Here is a 14,940-nt window from a genome sequence, read left to right as displayed (position 1 = left end):
CCGAGACTGGCGGAGGGATGTCACCGGGCCGTCACTGGATCGCCGTCGGCGTCGTCAGCCCCGTTACCGGCCATCCGCCGGGCACGGCACCCCGGTCGACGTAGTTCCCGCCGCCTGCATCCCGACGTCCCGCCGGCCGCCTCGGACAGGGACCACCGGTGCTCCAGGATCTCGCGGAAGATCGCGGCGGCGTCCAGCCGGCTGCGCAGGTGCGCGGGGATGGCGGCGCGTCGACGACGACGCCGATGACCTCGACCGCCGGGTTGCCCAGCTCCGGCAGCCGGCGCAGCACCTCGTACTCGCGGCGGGCGGACTGCTCGGGCAGCTCCTCGACCACGAACACCCGTCCGGCCTCGGCCACGAACCGGACGACGTGCTCGGAGCGCCCGTGCTGCGGGTTCTGGACCCTCCGGTCGTCGGTCCACCGCGAGAGCGGAGCGTCCCAGGGCGGGGTCAGCAGATCGGCCGCCGCCTCGGCAGCAGGGCTGGACACGAAGCGCATCCCGGACCTCCGGCCCTCGGACCCGGTCCACCCGCGAGGCCAGCGCGCGGCTGTGGCTCCGCTGCCGATCGCGGATTGCGCCGGCCGCTCAGGGGTGCATGCCCGCGAACCGCAGGAAGGCGGTGATGCTGTCGACCCGCTCGTCGCCGTCCGCCCCCGTGGTGACGCCCATGCCGGGGTCCCATCCCTGGTTGAGGAACGACGTCGGGTCGGCGCGCAGCTGACCGATGATCGTCTCGGCGACGATCCGGCTGCCCACCGGACCGAGCCGCTGCCCCTGCTCGAGGACCTCCGCCTCCTTGAGCACGTAGAACCACAGCGGGGTGGCTTCGAGGAAGGCGCCGTCGATCAGCGCGTCGTCGACCGGTGAGAACTGCTCCGAGCCGCGGTCGGGGAAGGTGAGCAGCTCCTCGCGGGTCAGCGGGGTGATCCCCAGGGCACGGGCGACCGCCTGGCCGGTCGGGATCGCCAACCGGTAGCCGCGCAGCAGGTTCCGCACGGCCAGGCGCTTGAGGATCCTCCTGATGCGGTCGGAGACCTCCGGTTCACCGTCAGCCGACCTGCCCTCGTTGGCCAGGTTGGCCAACGGCGGTGCGATGCGGGTGTCGATCCTGCGGGCGGAGCGCGGCGGCACGGGATCCGGCGTGCCGTCGGGTCCCGGTTCGACCGGACGGGGCTCGGCCCCGGTGAGCCGCTCGAACTGCGCCGGCCAGTTGGACGGCAGGGTGGGGAAACCGGCGAGACTCCCCCCGCCCGTGAACAGGAACAGCTCCTCGAACGTGGCCGACGGGGCGCGGTCACCCGGGAACCCGAAGTTCTCGTTCCAGTCGTACGCCGCCCGGACCATGCTGTGCCCGAAGCGGTAGGCGGCGACCGAGAACTCCAGCGGCATGAACACCTCGTCGGGCCAGGTGGCCTCGTCCAGCGGCAACCGCGGCGTGATGGCGCCGTCGAGGAGGCCGGTCACGACGTCCTCGTCGGCGAGCGTGGTCAGGAAGTCGTGCACCGTCACCCACTGGTAGTGCCACTCGACGAGCTGGCGCGCCCGCTGGAAGGACCCGTCGCCGGTGACGTCGCTGTCCGGGTGCTCGGCGAACCAGTCGAGGACGGCGTTGTGGAACTTCAGGAAGGCCAGGTGGAGCTGCGCCACGATGAGGTTCTCGTCGTTGCGGTGGTCACCGATCTGCGCCTCCTGGTCGACGCGCGGGAGGTCGTCCCCGGGCAGCGCGTCGGACCCCCCGTCCGACAGCTCGCCGATGACCAGGCGGTCCCCGTCGTAGGGGACCTGGTCGGGCTGTCCGGAGTGGTCCGGACCGTTGCCGTAGACGGAGTCCAGGTTGAGCCGTGGCTCGCGCAGGTTCCGCAGCTTGCGCAGCACCTTCTCCGGCTGTCGCGGCTCGAGCGGGAGGTCGGTGATGCCGATGTCGTCGTCGCGGTCGGTGTTGGCGGTGAGATCGTGGTCGACGAACTGACCCCAGTAGGTGTAGATCGGCGGGACGTCGGAGTCCCCCTCTCCTGGGTCGCTGGGCTGCTCCTGGTCGACCATCGCGGCGCCGAGCGCCTTCAGGGACGCCACCACGGCCGCGGCGGGCTCCACCGGCAGGTGTGCGGCCGGGTAGAGGCCCTGCAGGTCGCGGAACATGTACCCGAAGGGCGTGGACGACCCCTCGACCTCGACCCACCGCATCCCGGCTCCCGGGTCGCGGGTCGGGTCGACGGTCGGCAGGTCGTCGGCCACCACGTGGGCACCGTGGTGGACGCGGGTCAGGACGCGCGCCACCCTCGGGGACCGCGCCGGCGTCTCGCGGTCCGCTCCGCGCGGTACCGGGATGTCGGCGACCACACGGGGACGTTCCGGTGTCGTGGTCACAGGTGGCCTCGCTCTCTCGTCGGGTGGGGCCGCGCGGACGACGGTCGCCCGTGTCGGTCGCGGATCGTGCCCGGTCCCCGTCAACGCCGCGTCACGTCGCCGTCGTGCGCAGCCGCCTCGCGGGGTGCCGGGGCATCAGGTCACCGGGCGGGGACGGCCTGGGCGACGACGTTCTCGGTGTAGCGGCGCAGCTGCCGGTCGAACGGGCCGCCGCAGGTGACCAGGACCAGCCTGGGCGCTCCGCCTGCGTCGAAGGCCTCGGCCGGCAGCTGCCCCTTCGGATGGCTGCGGACCTCGACGACGACGTAGGTCAGCTCCCCCGCCGCGGTGCCGACGACGACCGGGTCCCCGGGCTGCAGCTCGGTGAGGCGGAACAGTGCCCCCGGCCCGTCGCGCCGGGTGTCGACGTGCCCGTCGAGGACCACGGCACCGGCCGCGGATCCCGGCTGTGCTCCCGCCTGCCACCAGCCGACGAGACGCGGGTCGTCCGGTACGCCCAGGGCGCGGTCCGGGCCGACGTCCACCGGGACGACGGCGGCTGCGGTGCCCAGCGTCGGGAGACGCACGGTGACGGGTGGGCCGAGGGGCACGGAGGCCATCACCCGAGGGGCGGGTGCCGCCGCGGACACGGGGAGGCCGGCGGGAGGCCGCGCGAGGGCATCACCCCGGGGCGGCGCACCGTGCCAGCCCGGCAAGCCGGAACCGACCAGGACCACGCCCAGCACCACACCGGCCCACGGGATCGCACGGCGGTTCACGGACGCCGTCGTCGTCCCCGGACCAGCGCCGCCGTCGACAGCGCGACGAGGAGGCCCCCGGCCGCGAGGAGCAGCGGCCCCCTCGGGTCCGGGGAGGCGGAGCTCCCTGCCCGGCCTCCGGAACCGGCCTCCACGGCTGTCGGGACCACGACCGGAGGCGACGGCGCGGGGACGCCCGAGACGCTGGGAGTGGGAGCCGTGGCGGGAGCGCTGCTGTCGGGCGCCGTGCTCGTGACCGGGCTGCTGCCCGGATCGGAGTACGGCGCCGTGGTGACGGGGCCGCTAACCGTCGGCGGAACCGGTCCGGACGACGCCGCCGGCGGTGTGGGCCCCCCGCCGTTGCACGAGTACACCCCGAACAGGATCAGGACGAGCGCCACGAGGGCGAGCACGGCACCCCACAGGGCGGAGCGAGGAGCACGGGACGGCGGCGGGGTCGGTGTGCCGCCGTAGGCCGGTTCGGATCCGTACGTCACGGTCGACCTCCCGGACGAGGACTGCTGCCGCGAACGGTAGGGACGGCACTGTCACTCCTCCGTCACGGCCGGGCCCAGCTGCGGCACACCGGGCGCACCTGACGACCCCGGCCCGGACCCACCCGCCGGCTGCAGCACGCCGGCGGCGTGACACGGCGGTGACGGGTGCGGCGGACCCTGGCCGCTGTCGCCCAGCTGAGCCCGGCGCCGGCGGAGGTCCCGGTGCCGACGTCGGACGGAGGCCGGCCGTGCGCATCGCATCGTTCAACGTGGAGAACCTCTTCCAGCGCGCCCGCGCACTGGACCCGGCCAACTGGGAGGCCGGCCGGCCGGCCCTCGAGCACCAGGCCCGCCTGAACGCGGTGCTGGGCCGACCGGAGTACTCCGACGACGACAAGGCCGAGATCGTCGACCTCCTCGATGCGCTCGGCCTGTCCTCCTCGGATGCCGGGCCCCTCGCCGTCCTGCGGCAGAACCGCGGCCGTCTGCTCACGCGCCATCCCGACGGGCAGGTCGAGATCACGGCCTCGGGCCGCGCCGACTGGGTGGGCTGGGTGGAGCTCACGAGGGGGCCGGTGGACGAGCTCTCCACCCGTCACACCGGTCAGGTCATCAGCGACCTCGCACCCGACGTCCTGGGAACCGTGGAGGTCGAGGACCGGCCGACCCTCAAGGCCTTTTCCGAGGTCCTGCTGCCCGCGGTCCAGGCCCCCGCGTATGGGCACGCGATGGTCATCGACGGGAACGACTTCCGCGGTATCGACGTCGGGGTGTTGCTGAAGGAGGGCCACGCGATCACCTCGATGGTGTCGCACGTCGACGACACCGACGACGAGGGCACGGTCTTCAGCCGGGACTGCCCGGAGTACCTCATCGAGGGCCCCCAGGGGTCCCGTGTGCTGCTGCTGATCAACCACCTGAAGAGCAAGGGCTTCGGCAGCCAGCGCGCCAACGACGCCAGGCGCCGACGCCAGGCCGTCCGGGTGGCCCAGATCTACGAGGCCGCCCGCGCCGCCGGAGAGGACCACGTGGCCGTCATCGGGGACTTCAACGACACCCCGGACTCGGAGCCTCTCCGCCCGCTCCTGGCCGACACCGACCTGCGGGACATCACGGAGAGCCCCCGGTTCACCAGCGACGGGCGGCCGGGGACGTTCCGCAACGGCACCAAGGGCAGCAAGATCGACTACGTGCTCCTCTCCCCCGCCCTCTTCGCCGCGGCCTCCGGCGGCGGCATCTACCGCAAGGGAGTCTGGGGCGGGAAGAACGGCACGCTGTGGGAGCACTACCCGGACATGTCCGGCCCCCACCAGGCCGCCTCAGACCACGCCGTCATCTGGGCGGACGTCGACGTGTAGGCCCGCAGGTCCCTGGCGCCACCTCTCGCGCCGTGGCGCCATCGTCATCCGGTCGCACGGTCAGCTGACGGCCACCTCACGGGACTCCACCGGCCACTCCCGTGGCCCGGTCGGCCCGTGGTGCACCAGCGCGGTCAGGGCGGCCGCCGGCTCGGCTCCGAGTTCACGCCGGAGGATCCCCCGGTAGGTCGTCAAGCAGCGGCGTGCCTCCACCCGGTTGCCTTCAGCGAGATGAGCCGTGACCAGTGCGCGTTGAGCGCTCTCCCTCAGCGGCTCGACCCCCACGGCCATCATCGCCGCTTCGACCGCCTCGGCGATCCGGCCGGCAGCGATCAGGTGCCGGCTCAGCGCCTCCAGTGCATGGAGGACGCGCTGCCTGAGCCGCTCCCGCTCGAGGAGGACCCAGTCGTCGTACCAGCCCGGGAGCAGGTCGAGCGCCTCCGCCCACGTCTGCATGATCACCAGCTCGTCGGGGTGCATGGTCCCGCTGATGAGCCGCGCAGCCCAGGCGCCGACGAGTTCGGCGTCGACGGCCACGTCGTCGCGCAGGCGCAGCGAGCACTTGTCGACCGCGAGCAGGTCGATGTCGGCCCCGCGCAACCGCCACAGCGCCGAACGCAGGTTGCCGGCCGCCCGCTCGTCGCTGCCCCCGGGCCACAGCAGGCCGGCCGCGTGTCGCCGCTCCACCCGCTGGCGCCGCAGAGCGATGAATGCGAGCAACCGCTTGCTGCCCTCGGGCACCTCCCGGCGACACCCGTCGACACGGACATAGGGACCCCCGAACAGGTGCAGCACCGGCCGCGCCACGGACGGACCCGGGACGGTCTCAGATCTCGACACCAACTGAGCTGTCATGGCCTCCCCCTCGCGATCGGGCGCGAAGACCGTAGGGGGGCACCCGTCACCGATTCGTCACATCACGAGCGAGGTCGACGCTCACGCTCACCGGGCGAACGCCTGGAGGAACTCGCGGACGGACGCGACCGCCGTCGCCACGCTCGTCGTGACGGTCCTGCGGTCGCCGGTCGCGTCCTCGACGTCCAGGCGCGCGGTCACGGTGATCCGCAGACCCGTGCAGCCATCGGTCTCGGCGCGGACCACGCAGGCGCCCGTCCGCACCTCCTCGGGAGCCGTCACCTCGGACACGTCCCCTCCTCGGAGGGCCGGACATGGCAGAGCCAGACGTCCGGGGTCGGCTCGACGAAGCCGTGTCGCTGCGAGGCGAGTGCTCGGTGTCCGGCCATGTCGCGAGGCTGACGGGTCCCCGTCACCGGACCGTCGCGACGTCGACGGCGCCCGGGCTGTCCGAGTGGCGGTACCGGCCGGTGACGCACCCGTGACAGCGGGGCCGCATCGTCCCCAGGGCCGGACGAGCGGTCCGGCACGGCCGGGGAGTCGAGCGGTCCGGCACGGCCGGGGTGGAGGTCGGGGTGGAAGACGCAGCTGTCAGCCGCCCGGGTCGGGCACCGGTGGAGACCGGAGACCGTGGAGTGCGGGGAGTCGACGACCGCGGACACCCCGACGCGGTCGGCCCGGACGACCGGCATGAGCCCTCCGCCGGGTCGGGAGCCACGCGCGCTCGCGGACCGGTCCACCCCGCCTGGCGCGAGGGGACGTGGACCCGCGCCAAGGAACTCGAGTCGCTGTGCACCTGGCTCCGGCGGACCACGGCGCACGACGGGTCGGACGTGCTCTTCGCGGCCGTCGGGATCCACCTCCGGGCGGCGGAGGAGACCGCGCTCGCACCGCGGCTCCGGCTCCGGGACCAGGCGCTCCTCGAACGCGCGATGAGCAACCTGGACGCGGCCGAGGCCCTGCTGCTCGACGTCGCCCCGGCCGACTACGTCCTGGGCCGGCTCCCCGGGGTGCTCAACGACGTGGAGCGGCACCTGGCGCCCACGGACGTCCGGCGGCGTCACCTGGAGCACATCGCCCGGCAGGTGGGGATCGCCGACTCGTCCCGGCCGCTGCCGGACGAGACGACGACGCCGACCGTGAGGGACGTCAACGACCTCGTCGAGCGGGAGCGCCCGACGATCGCGACGGCCTACCGCGCGGCCAGCTCGGTCGCGCTGCGCCGGCAGCTGCAGATCCGCAGCTTCCGGAACGTCCTGCTCGTCACGACCGTCCTCCTGACGCTGCTCGTCATCGCGCTGGCCGTGGTCGGCTTCGTCGCCCGGACCGCCATCCCGCTGTGCTTCGAGCCGCAACAGGGCCAGCAGACCGAGGTCGTCTGTCCCACGGGCGAGTCACGCGCCCCGGCCGCCGCGGACGGGACGCCGCCGGACGTCGACGAGCTCGTCCGCGGCACCGTCTCCCGGGCGGACATCCTCGTCGTCGAGGTGGTCGGGCTGGCCGCCGCGGCGGTGGCGGCTGCTGCGGCGATCCGCGGCATCCACGGGTCCTCCGAACCGCACGGCCTCCCCGTCGCGCTGGCGTTGCTGAAGCTGCCCACCGGGGCGCTGACGGCGGTGCTGGGGTTGCTGCTCATGCGCGGCCAGTTCATCCCGGGGTTGACCGCCCTGGACTCCTCCGCGCAGATCCTCGCGTGGGCGCTGGTGTTCGGGTACGGCCAGCAGCTGTTCACCCGCCTGGTGGACCAGCAGGCGCACACCGTCCTGGACCGCGTGCGCAGTGGCGGGCCCGACCACCACGCCACTGCGCGGGGGGAGGCGAGGACGTCGTCCCCGGAGTGAGGTCGCCCACGGCACCGGCCGGCAGCGTGCTGCGCGGCGTCGTGACGTGCCGTTGACGGCACGGTGGCGGCCGGCGGACATCCTCGGCGCCTCGCACCACTCCGATCGCCCGAGGAGGGCCCCATGTCCGTCGAGCTCGACAGGCGACTCGCCGAGACCGGTACCAGCTTCCTGCTCTTCCCCCAGCCACGGTTCCTGAGGAAGAGGGACGGCAGCCCGCTGTTCCCCGCACCCGAGACGGTGACCGTCTCGGTGCCCCCGGGCGAGGTCCGGGCCGGCCCCGCCGACGACCGCGTGTTCGTCGTCGACGCCATCGGGAAGACCCGCTACGGCCAGTTCAACCGGCCGCCCTACCGGGGACCGGCCCATCCCCCCGTGACACCCGGCGAGGACGGGCACTTCACGCACCTCGTGCCCGGCACGCGCGCGTTCTCCGCCGCGACGATGTACGCGACGGTCCGCCGTGTCCTGGACCTGTGGGAGGACTACTTCGGCCACCGCATCGACTGGCACTTCGAGTCCGACTTCGCCCGGCTGGAGCTGATCCCGCTGATCGAGTGGGACAACGCGCAGTCCGGTTACGGGTTCCTCGAGTTCGGGTTCGGACGACGCCCCAACGGAGCCATCGACCACGACCTCCCCTACTGCGAGAACTTCGACGTCCTCGCCCACGAGCTCGGGCACAGCATCGTCTTCACCGAGGTCGGGACGCCCTCCAGCCCCGATGATCGCGGCATCGACTACGGCGGCCTGCACGAGTCCGGCGGCGACCTGACCGCGATCATCGCCCTGCTGCACTTCGACTCCTTCGTCGACCACCTCCTGGACGAGACCAGGGGCAACCTGCTCACCATCAACGGGCTGGACCGGGTGGGCGAGCTCTCCGACAGCCGGGAGATCCGGGTGGCCTTCAACTCCCGGCGCATGTCCGACGTCGGCGAGGAACCGCACGACCGCTCGCTGCCCCTCACCGGCGCGCTCTTCGACACCATGGTGGAGGTCTTCCAGCAGGAGCTGGTGCGGGTCGGCCTGATCGACCAGCAGCTCCGGGAGGACTCGAACAACCTGCCGGGGAGCTCCGTGGACCTGGAGGACATCGCGCGGCGCTTCTCCGCCGCCTACGAGGGTCACGCGGAGGAGTTCAAGGCCGCGCTCCTGCTGGCTCGCGACTACCTGGGGACGCTCCTGGCGGTCACCTGGGGCGACCTCTCGCCGGACTTCCTCACCTACCACGACGTCCTGCGCGGCCTCGTCCGCGCGGATCGCCGGATCACCGGCGGCGCGAACCAGCCGATCATCAGGGACTGCTTCGCATGGCGGGAGATCGCGCCCGTGCCGGACTCCTTGCTGCTGCGCCCGCACAGCCTGGTGGACTGCGGCCTGCGGACCCAGCAGGCGACCGACTCCCCGACCCGCGTGCTCCTCGTCGACCACGTCGCCGACCAGCCCTCCGCGGACGGACACCGGCGCGTCGCCGCGACGACCGGGCCGGCCGGGACCTGAGGACGGCCGAGGACGGGTCGGAACGCGGGCGCCGAGCGGAGGACACCGGGAGGAGCCGACGCCTCACGACCGCAGATCCTCCGGCCCCCGAGGGCGGCCCGGGCGCCGCCACACCGGGGATCGCGTCAGGGCGAGCACGGCCCGGACGGCGAGGGCGAGCCCGGCGACGAGCCCGAGCAGCAGCAGCGCCCCCACTGCGCCGCCACCGCTCGCCCCGGCAACCGCGTACAGGAAGGCGGGCGCGACGGAACCCAGGACGCCGGCGCCCGTCGCCACGTACCAGCGCATCGACGAGGTGCCGGCCAGGACGGCGACGGCCTCGGCGAGGACGGGGACGGGGCGGGAGACCACCACAGCGAGCACGCCCCACCGGGTGAGCAGGCGATCGGCGCGCCGACGTTGCGACGACGTGGTCACCCGCGCCACCACACCGCGACCCCGCCGGCCCAGCACGAAGCCCACCAGAGTGGCACCCGCCCCTCCCAGCATCGACAGCACCGCCCCCGGGAGGACGCCGAAGAGCGCGCCGTGCGCGATCATCACCAGGCTGGACGGAACGGGCAGCAGGACGTCGCCGGTCAGCAAGCCCACGCCGACCAGGGCTCCCCACGCGCCTGCCCGGCGCATCCCGGGGACGGGATCGGTGAGGACCGGGAACGCCGCCCACTCCGCGAGGCCGAACAGGAGCAGCGCGGCGCCCACCAGGACGGCCGTGACCAGCAGGTAGCCGCCCCTGGGGCGCCGGGCCATCGCGTCGGGCCCCGTGGCCGGGCCGGTGACCGCGGACGGGTCCCGCTCGGCCCCGGGTACCCGGGGAAGCCGGAGCGGCAGAGCTCGGCGGAGCCTCACGCCGGGCATGGTGCACCCGACGGGACGGTCCCGCGGCGCGGATGACGGAACCGTGACGCACGGGTGACGGCGTCCCCCTAGCGTGCGGCGCAGGGCCCCGGCCACGGGGGCGCACGGTTTCCCGAAGTCCTCCGCCACGACGGTCGTGCGGGCGGAGGCCCACGCTCCGGACGCCGCCGCCGGTCGCCTGCCGAGAGGGACGAGGAGGTCGGCGTCCGCGTCATGGAGGAGGTCGTGGGGATCGTGTACGTGGCGCTCGAGGGCCCGGGGCGGGCCACTCCCGCAGGCGCCGGGGCCGACGTCCTCCGTCCGCCGGCGCGGGTCGCGGTCCGCGAGCCCCGCCTGGGCGGAACCGTTCCCCGGCCACCGCGATGAGCGCCCTCCACCTGCCCCGCCTCGTCTTCTCGGGCGACTTCCAGGCCGACGTCTCCACGGTGAACAACGACGTCCGCCACTACGACACCGCGACGTTCGAGCCCCGCTTCCAGCAGCCGGCGTCCGGTGCCACGCGGAACGGCTGGTGGAACCCGTCGGGCAGCGGGGCCTTCCGGCTGATCGGGTGCGCCGTCCGCTCCGTCGCCTCCCGCCGCCCCGCCTCTCCGGGGGACGAGGACCCGGTCGCCACCTGCTCCGTCAGCGGCTCGTCGTCCTCCGTCAGCGGCAAGCTCGTCGACCTCGACCCCCAGTGGCAGATGGCGTCGGAGATCTGGGGCCTGACGATCCGGCTCGCCGACGCCCGGGGCGGCACGGTCCTCGAGGGCACCTTCGAGCCGGCGCCCTTCCGCGACATCCACTTCGGCCGCCAGTCCCCGGCCACCCCCAACGGGCAGGCCGCCTCGGCCGTCTACACCTCCCGCCTGACGGCCGTGCGGTCGCACCTGCCGCCGGGACGGTCCCCGTTCCTCGACGACCTGCTCGCCGCCTCCGACGACGGCACGCTCGCCGTCCGGCTGACCACGTTCGGCTACTCCACCAACCCGCGGGACCCGCGGTTCACCCTCGGCCGGGTGGTGGGCGCCCTGGGTCCCGCACGCCGCGGGGAGCCCCACCGGTTCGTCCTCGGCCGGCGGCTGGCACCGGCGGCGAACGGCGTCACCGCTGCGAACCTCACGTTCGCCGACGCCGTGGTCGATCCCGAGGCAGGGCTGGTCAGCCTCGACCTCGGCAACGCCCTGCCGATCACCGACCCCGTCGGCACCACGGCCGCCATCGGCCCGCTCGCCCTCGCGGTGCTGCGGACCCCGGACCGGCCCGACGGTGCCCCCGGCGTGCGCGAGGGCGACGTCGTGCCCCTCGGGGACCTGCTGGTGCTGGGACGGATCGACCACAGCTCCCCCGGCTGGCTGTCGCGCACCGCGGGCATCGTGGACCTGGCCCTCGACGAACCGGCCGCCGCGCTCGCCGCCGACCGCCCGCTGGCGCTGGTGCGCCCGGTCGGGAACGAGGCGCAGGTCCTCCTCCGGGAGACGGCCGGCGGGCTGCTCGCACGGGCCGACGACGTGGTCCTCCGCGTCGACGCCCGCAGCGACGGGGCGGTCGCTGCGACGGTCCGGTTCTGCGCCGCCCGGTGGGGCCGGCCGCTGACCGCCGCGACCATCCGGACGCGGCTGGAACCGCGCATGTCGGGCCTGGGCGGCGGTCCACGCGACGACCCGGACCCACCGGCGGCGCCGATCCCCGACATCGGCGTCCCGCAGGAGGCCGTCGAGCTGCCACCCTCGCTCGCCACCGACGACGACGGTCGCGCCGAACTGCCGCTCACGGTGCACGACCCGGGACGTCCCCGGGGGTACCTGGACGGTCAGGTGTACGTGATCGCCTACTCCCTCGACGGGCAGGCCCGCGAGCAGCAGCACCGCTTCGACGTCGTCGTCCTGCACGTCCGGGAGGCCTACGCGGCACCGGCACTCCCCACCTGGGTCGACGACGTCCGGCCGGTGCTCGTCCAGTACGGGGACCTCTACCCGATCATGAGCCGGCGGCTGGTCGACCTCGGGGACTACGACGCCGTCCGCGAGCACGCCGCGATCATCGACCTGGCCTTCTCCCGGCCGCTCGACGACCCGAACCACATGCCCGTCACCAGGGAGCTGTCCGACGCCCGCCGGGAGATGCTGCTGACCTGGCTGCGCGACCGCAACGGGTACGGCGAGCGCCGCCTCCGGCACGGTCCGCGCCCGAGCGCCGCGGCCCCCGCCGCACCCGCACCGCGGGCGGCATCGGACTCCGCCGCCGCCCCGCCCGACGACGGGCGCGGCGCCGGGGACGTCGACGAGATCGGCGGGAAGGCCGTGGCCCTGCCACAGGCCCTCGAGCAGCTGCTCCGGGCAGCCGGGAGGGACGACTGATGCTCGCCGTCGACAGGACGCTGGTCTCCGGTGTGCGCGATGCCGCGGGCCGGGTGGACCTGCACCGCTTCGTCCAGCTGGCGATCGAGCTCGAGCACTCGACCGTCCCGCCCTACCTCACGGCGTACTACACGCTCCGGCCGGGGACGAACGAGGGGATCGCGGCGGCCGTCCGGGGCGTGGCCGTCGAGGAGATGCTGCACCTGACCATCGCCGCGAACCTGCTGGTGGCTCTCGGGGGCCGGCCTCGGATCGCGGCACCCGGCTTCGTCCCCGACTACCCGACGGTGCTGCCGATGAACGTCGGGCACTCCGTCGTGGTGGGCCTGGCCCCCTACTCGCGGGAGCTGGTCCGCGACGTGTTCATGCGCATCGAGGAGCCGGAGCTGCCGCTGCACCTCCCTGGCGGGTCGGCCGACCGCGCAGCAGACCCGGAGTTCGCCACGATCGGGGAGTTCTACGCAGCGCTGCGCGACAAGCTGACGGAGCTGGGCGACGCCGCGTTCGTCGGCGACCCCACGCGCCAGGTCGTCGACCGCGACTGGTTCCCGCCGGACCAGCTGTTCCCCATCCGCGACGTGGCCACCGCCGTCACCGCCCTGGAGCTGGTCGCCGAGGAGGGCGAGGGCACGAGCAGCAGCCCGCTCGACCGGGAGGGCGAGCCGGCCCACTACTACCGCTTCGCGGAACTCGTGCACGGGCGGCGGCTGGTGACGGACCCGTCGGTGCCGCAGGGCTTCTCGTACACGGGCGCAGCGGTCCCGTTCGACCCGGACGGCGTGTGGCCGATGCCGCCGGACCCCCGCCTCGAGACCCACCCGCCCGGGAGCAGGTCGCGGTTCGTCGCCGAGCGGTTCACCGACTGCTACACCAGGCTGCTGCAGGCCCTGCAGCTGACCTTCGACGGTGCACGCGCAGGCCTGCGGCCCGCCCTCGGCCTGATGTTCGAGCTGCGGCTGCTGGCCCAGGACGCCCTGGCCACACCGGACGCCGACGGCCGCCCCACCGGCCTGTGCTTCCGGTACTGCCCCGCCCTCCGGACGACGCAGGGCCACGCTCCGGTCCTCGGCGGACCTGCCGTGACGCCGGCCGAGCGGTGACCGTCGCGGAGGCGGCGAGCTCAGGAGTCGTCCGGCGCGTCCGCCGACCGGTCGCGCCGCCGGGCCCGGTAGTCCGTCGGCGTACCCCAGCGCTCGACGGAGGCGAGCCGCCGCCGCTCCAGTTCGACGAGCCGGCTCTCGGGCGCGGCGACCACGAGGGCGTCGGCCTGGCGTTCCCAGACGTCGAGGCCGAGGGACAGACCGAGCAGGGTCGCGACGCTGTGCCCGGCCGCGGGCGTGATCCGCGCTACCCACGTCTGCTCGCTCCCGGGCACGTCGACCTCCCTCCGCTCGCTCCCCCCGTCCCCGCCGGGTGTCAGCGCGCCGGCCCGCCGAGGACGTGGTCGATGAAGTGCAGCGCGGCGGGACGGTTCTCCTCCCAGCAGGGCTGGATCTGGTCCGGCGGCAGGACGAACCCACCGTCGAGCGCGGACGCCGGGCGCAGCTCCACGGTGAGCGACGGGGCGTCGTACTCGCCGTAGGTCCAGTCGGCGGTGTCGCCCGCCGTGGGGTACAGCTGCGAGGACGGCTGCGGGGTGTACGTCGTCCCGTGCACGCCCTTGATCAACTGGTGCATCTCCTCCGCGAGCTCCCGCATCTCCCCCAGGTCGGCCTCGTCCTCGATGGGCTCGGAGGTGTAGCCCCACGGGTAGAGGAGCAGCTGGGAGTAGCTGTGGTACGTGAGGACGCCGCCGAACAGCTGCCGGGCGACGAGGTCGCGCACCGCGCGCACCTCCGGCTCGGAGAAGGCGCGTGGGCCCACGTACGTCTCGTCGGCGGGGACGTGGCTGGAGGTGTTCACGTCCAGCGTGCCCCACATGTAGCCGTAGTTCCGGTTGGGGTCGACGCCGATGCTGCCGTCCCGGTTCCGGCGCCGGTTCTTCCGCCACAGCCGGTTCTCGGTACGCGTGTACTCGTGCCCGTCGGGGTTCACCATCGGAGCCACCCAGACCTCGCCCTGCTGCAGCCAGCCCTGCACCGGCTCGGACGAGGAGTTCTGCAGCAGGTGCTCGGCCAGCAGGTACGGGACCTCCACGGAGATCCACTCCCGGGCGTGGTGGCAGCCGAGGAACGCGACCTTGCGGGTGCTGCCGCGGCGCTCACCGATGCGCAGCGCCCACAGCGGCCGGTCCTCGACGCTGCGGCCGATCTCGTGCAGCTCGGCGATCTCCGGGTGCTCCTCGGCGAGACGGCGCAGGTCCTGCTCCAGGGTCGCCACGGTGTGGTACCCGGCCGCGTCGGTCGCGAAGGCCGACAGGTACTGCTCGGTCATCCGCAGCTGCTCGACGTCGTAGCCCATGGCCTGCAGCCGGCCGGCCTGGGCCTCGTCCGCCTGCAGGACCAGGTGGTCCGCCCCCACCTCCCACACGTCCAGCCCGAGGGGGCTCGTGAGCAGGCGGGCGAGCGGAGCCCTGGTGCTCGTGGACGTGACCCTCGCGATCAGACTCGCCATCGGATCCTCCGTACGAGAAGACGGACG

General features: G+C 73.9%; 13 protein-coding genes. 5 read left to right on the top strand and 8 right to left on the bottom strand.

From position 1 onward, the window contains the following. Window positions 1-20: 20 nt before the first annotated feature. From BUB17_RS26925 to BUB17_RS17250, 3 genes are all read right to left on the bottom strand, one after another. Complete coding sequence (locus tag BUB17_RS26925) at window positions 21-425, bottom strand: DUF4032 domain-containing protein (RefSeq protein ID WP_175561398.1); 405 nt, start codon at window positions 423-425, stop codon at window positions 21-23. A 165-nt stretch (window positions 426-590) separates the two neighbouring features. Beyond that, on the bottom strand, window positions 591-2,243 hold the full coding sequence (locus BUB17_RS17255; protein ID WP_208983446.1) for a peroxidase family protein: 1,653 nt from the start codon (window positions 2,241-2,243) through the stop codon (window positions 591-593). 269 nt (window positions 2,244-2,512) lie between these two features. Further along, the gene (locus tag BUB17_RS17250; RefSeq protein WP_141243065.1) at window positions 2,513-2,971 is read right to left on the bottom strand and encodes a class F sortase; all 459 of its coding nucleotides are present in this window, start codon (window positions 2,969-2,971) and stop codon (window positions 2,513-2,515) included. 883 nt (window positions 2,972-3,854) lie between these two features. Here BUB17_RS17250 and BUB17_RS17240 point away from each other — a divergent pair. Continuing rightward, on the top strand, window positions 3,855-4,964 hold the full coding sequence (locus BUB17_RS17240) for an endonuclease/exonuclease/phosphatase family protein (RefSeq protein WP_072919924.1): 1,110 nt from the start codon (window positions 3,855-3,857) through the stop codon (window positions 4,962-4,964). Window positions 4,965-5,024: 60 nt separating this feature from the next. On the opposite strand, the gene BUB17_RS17235 is transcribed toward BUB17_RS17240, so the two are convergent. Together BUB17_RS17235 and BUB17_RS17230 are read right to left on the bottom strand one after the other, a co-directional pair. Beyond that, window positions 5,025-5,705, bottom strand: coding sequence for an AfsR/SARP family transcriptional regulator (locus BUB17_RS17235; RefSeq protein WP_175561397.1), 681 nt, complete (start codon window positions 5,703-5,705; stop codon window positions 5,025-5,027). A 201-nt stretch (window positions 5,706-5,906) separates the two neighbouring features. After that, on the bottom strand, window positions 5,907-6,110 hold the full coding sequence (locus BUB17_RS17230) for a hypothetical protein (RefSeq protein WP_072919922.1): 204 nt from the start codon (window positions 6,108-6,110) through the stop codon (window positions 5,907-5,909). 344 nt (window positions 6,111-6,454) lie between these two features. On the opposite strand from BUB17_RS17230, the gene BUB17_RS17225 reads away from it, so the two are divergent. Both BUB17_RS17225 and BUB17_RS17220 read left to right on the top strand, forming a co-directional pair. Then, complete coding sequence (locus tag BUB17_RS17225; RefSeq protein ID WP_072919921.1) at window positions 6,455-7,660, top strand: hypothetical protein; 1,206 nt, start codon at window positions 6,455-6,457, stop codon at window positions 7,658-7,660. A gap of 123 nt (window positions 7,661-7,783) precedes the next feature. After that, a complete protein-coding gene (locus tag BUB17_RS17220; protein ID WP_072919920.1) occupies window positions 7,784-9,163 on the top strand; it encodes a gluzincin family metallopeptidase in 1,380 nt (459 codons plus the stop codon). 63 nt (window positions 9,164-9,226) lie between these two features. Here the strand turns inward: BUB17_RS17220 and BUB17_RS17215 are convergent, their stop codons facing one another. Next, window positions 9,227-10,012, bottom strand: coding sequence for a TVP38/TMEM64 family protein (locus BUB17_RS17215; RefSeq protein ID WP_175561396.1), 786 nt, complete (start codon window positions 10,010-10,012; stop codon window positions 9,227-9,229). 371 nt (window positions 10,013-10,383) lie between these two features. Here BUB17_RS17215 and BUB17_RS17210 point away from each other — a divergent pair, with 371 nt between their 5' ends. After that, entirely contained in the window at window positions 10,384-12,360 is a 1,977-nt protein-coding gene (locus BUB17_RS17210) for a hypothetical protein (RefSeq protein WP_072919918.1), read from the top strand. Further along, window positions 12,360-13,460, top strand: coding sequence for a ferritin-like domain-containing protein (locus BUB17_RS17205; protein ID WP_072919917.1), 1,101 nt, complete (start codon window positions 12,360-12,362; stop codon window positions 13,458-13,460). Before BUB17_RS17210 ends, BUB17_RS17205 begins: the two co-directional genes overlap by 1 nt. Window positions 13,461-13,480: 20 nt before the next feature. Here BUB17_RS17205 and BUB17_RS17200 read toward each other — a convergent pair whose 3' ends face one another. Beyond that, on the bottom strand, window positions 13,481-13,735 hold the full coding sequence (locus tag BUB17_RS17200; protein WP_072919916.1) for a hypothetical protein: 255 nt from the start codon (window positions 13,733-13,735) through the stop codon (window positions 13,481-13,483). Window positions 13,736-13,776: 41 nt separating this feature from the next. Beyond that, window positions 13,777-14,913: a M14 family metallopeptidase gene (locus BUB17_RS17195; protein WP_072919915.1), complete on the bottom strand. Its 1,137-nt coding sequence runs from the start codon at window positions 14,911-14,913 to the stop codon at window positions 13,777-13,779. Window positions 14,914-14,940: the final 27 nt, after the last annotated feature.

The sequence above is a fragment of the Geodermatophilus obscurus genome (assembly GCF_900143215.1).
Taxonomy (GTDB): domain Bacteria; phylum Actinomycetota; class Actinomycetes; order Mycobacteriales; family Geodermatophilaceae; genus Geodermatophilus; species Geodermatophilus obscurus_A.
This window is presented reverse-complemented; position numbering and strand designations above follow the sequence as displayed.

Bases quoted from the DNA above. Each gene is read 5' to 3' on its own strand.
- BUB17_RS17210 (WP_072919918.1), top strand. From the start codon at position 10,384: ATGAGCGCCCTCCACCTGCCCCGCCTCGTCTTCTCGGGCGACTTCCAG.
- BUB17_RS17250 (WP_141243065.1), bottom strand. From the start codon at position 2,971: ATGGCCTCCGTGCCCCTCGGCCCACCCGTCACCGTGCGTCTCCCGACG.
- BUB17_RS17195 (WP_072919915.1), bottom strand. From the start codon at position 14,913: ATGGCGAGTCTGATCGCGAGGGTCACGTCCACGAGCACCAGGGCTCCG.
- BUB17_RS17205 (WP_072919917.1), top strand. From the start codon at position 12,360: ATGCTCGCCGTCGACAGGACGCTGGTCTCCGGTGTGCGCGATGCCGCG.
- BUB17_RS17220 (WP_072919920.1), top strand. From the start codon at position 7,784: ATGTCCGTCGAGCTCGACAGGCGACTCGCCGAGACCGGTACCAGCTTC.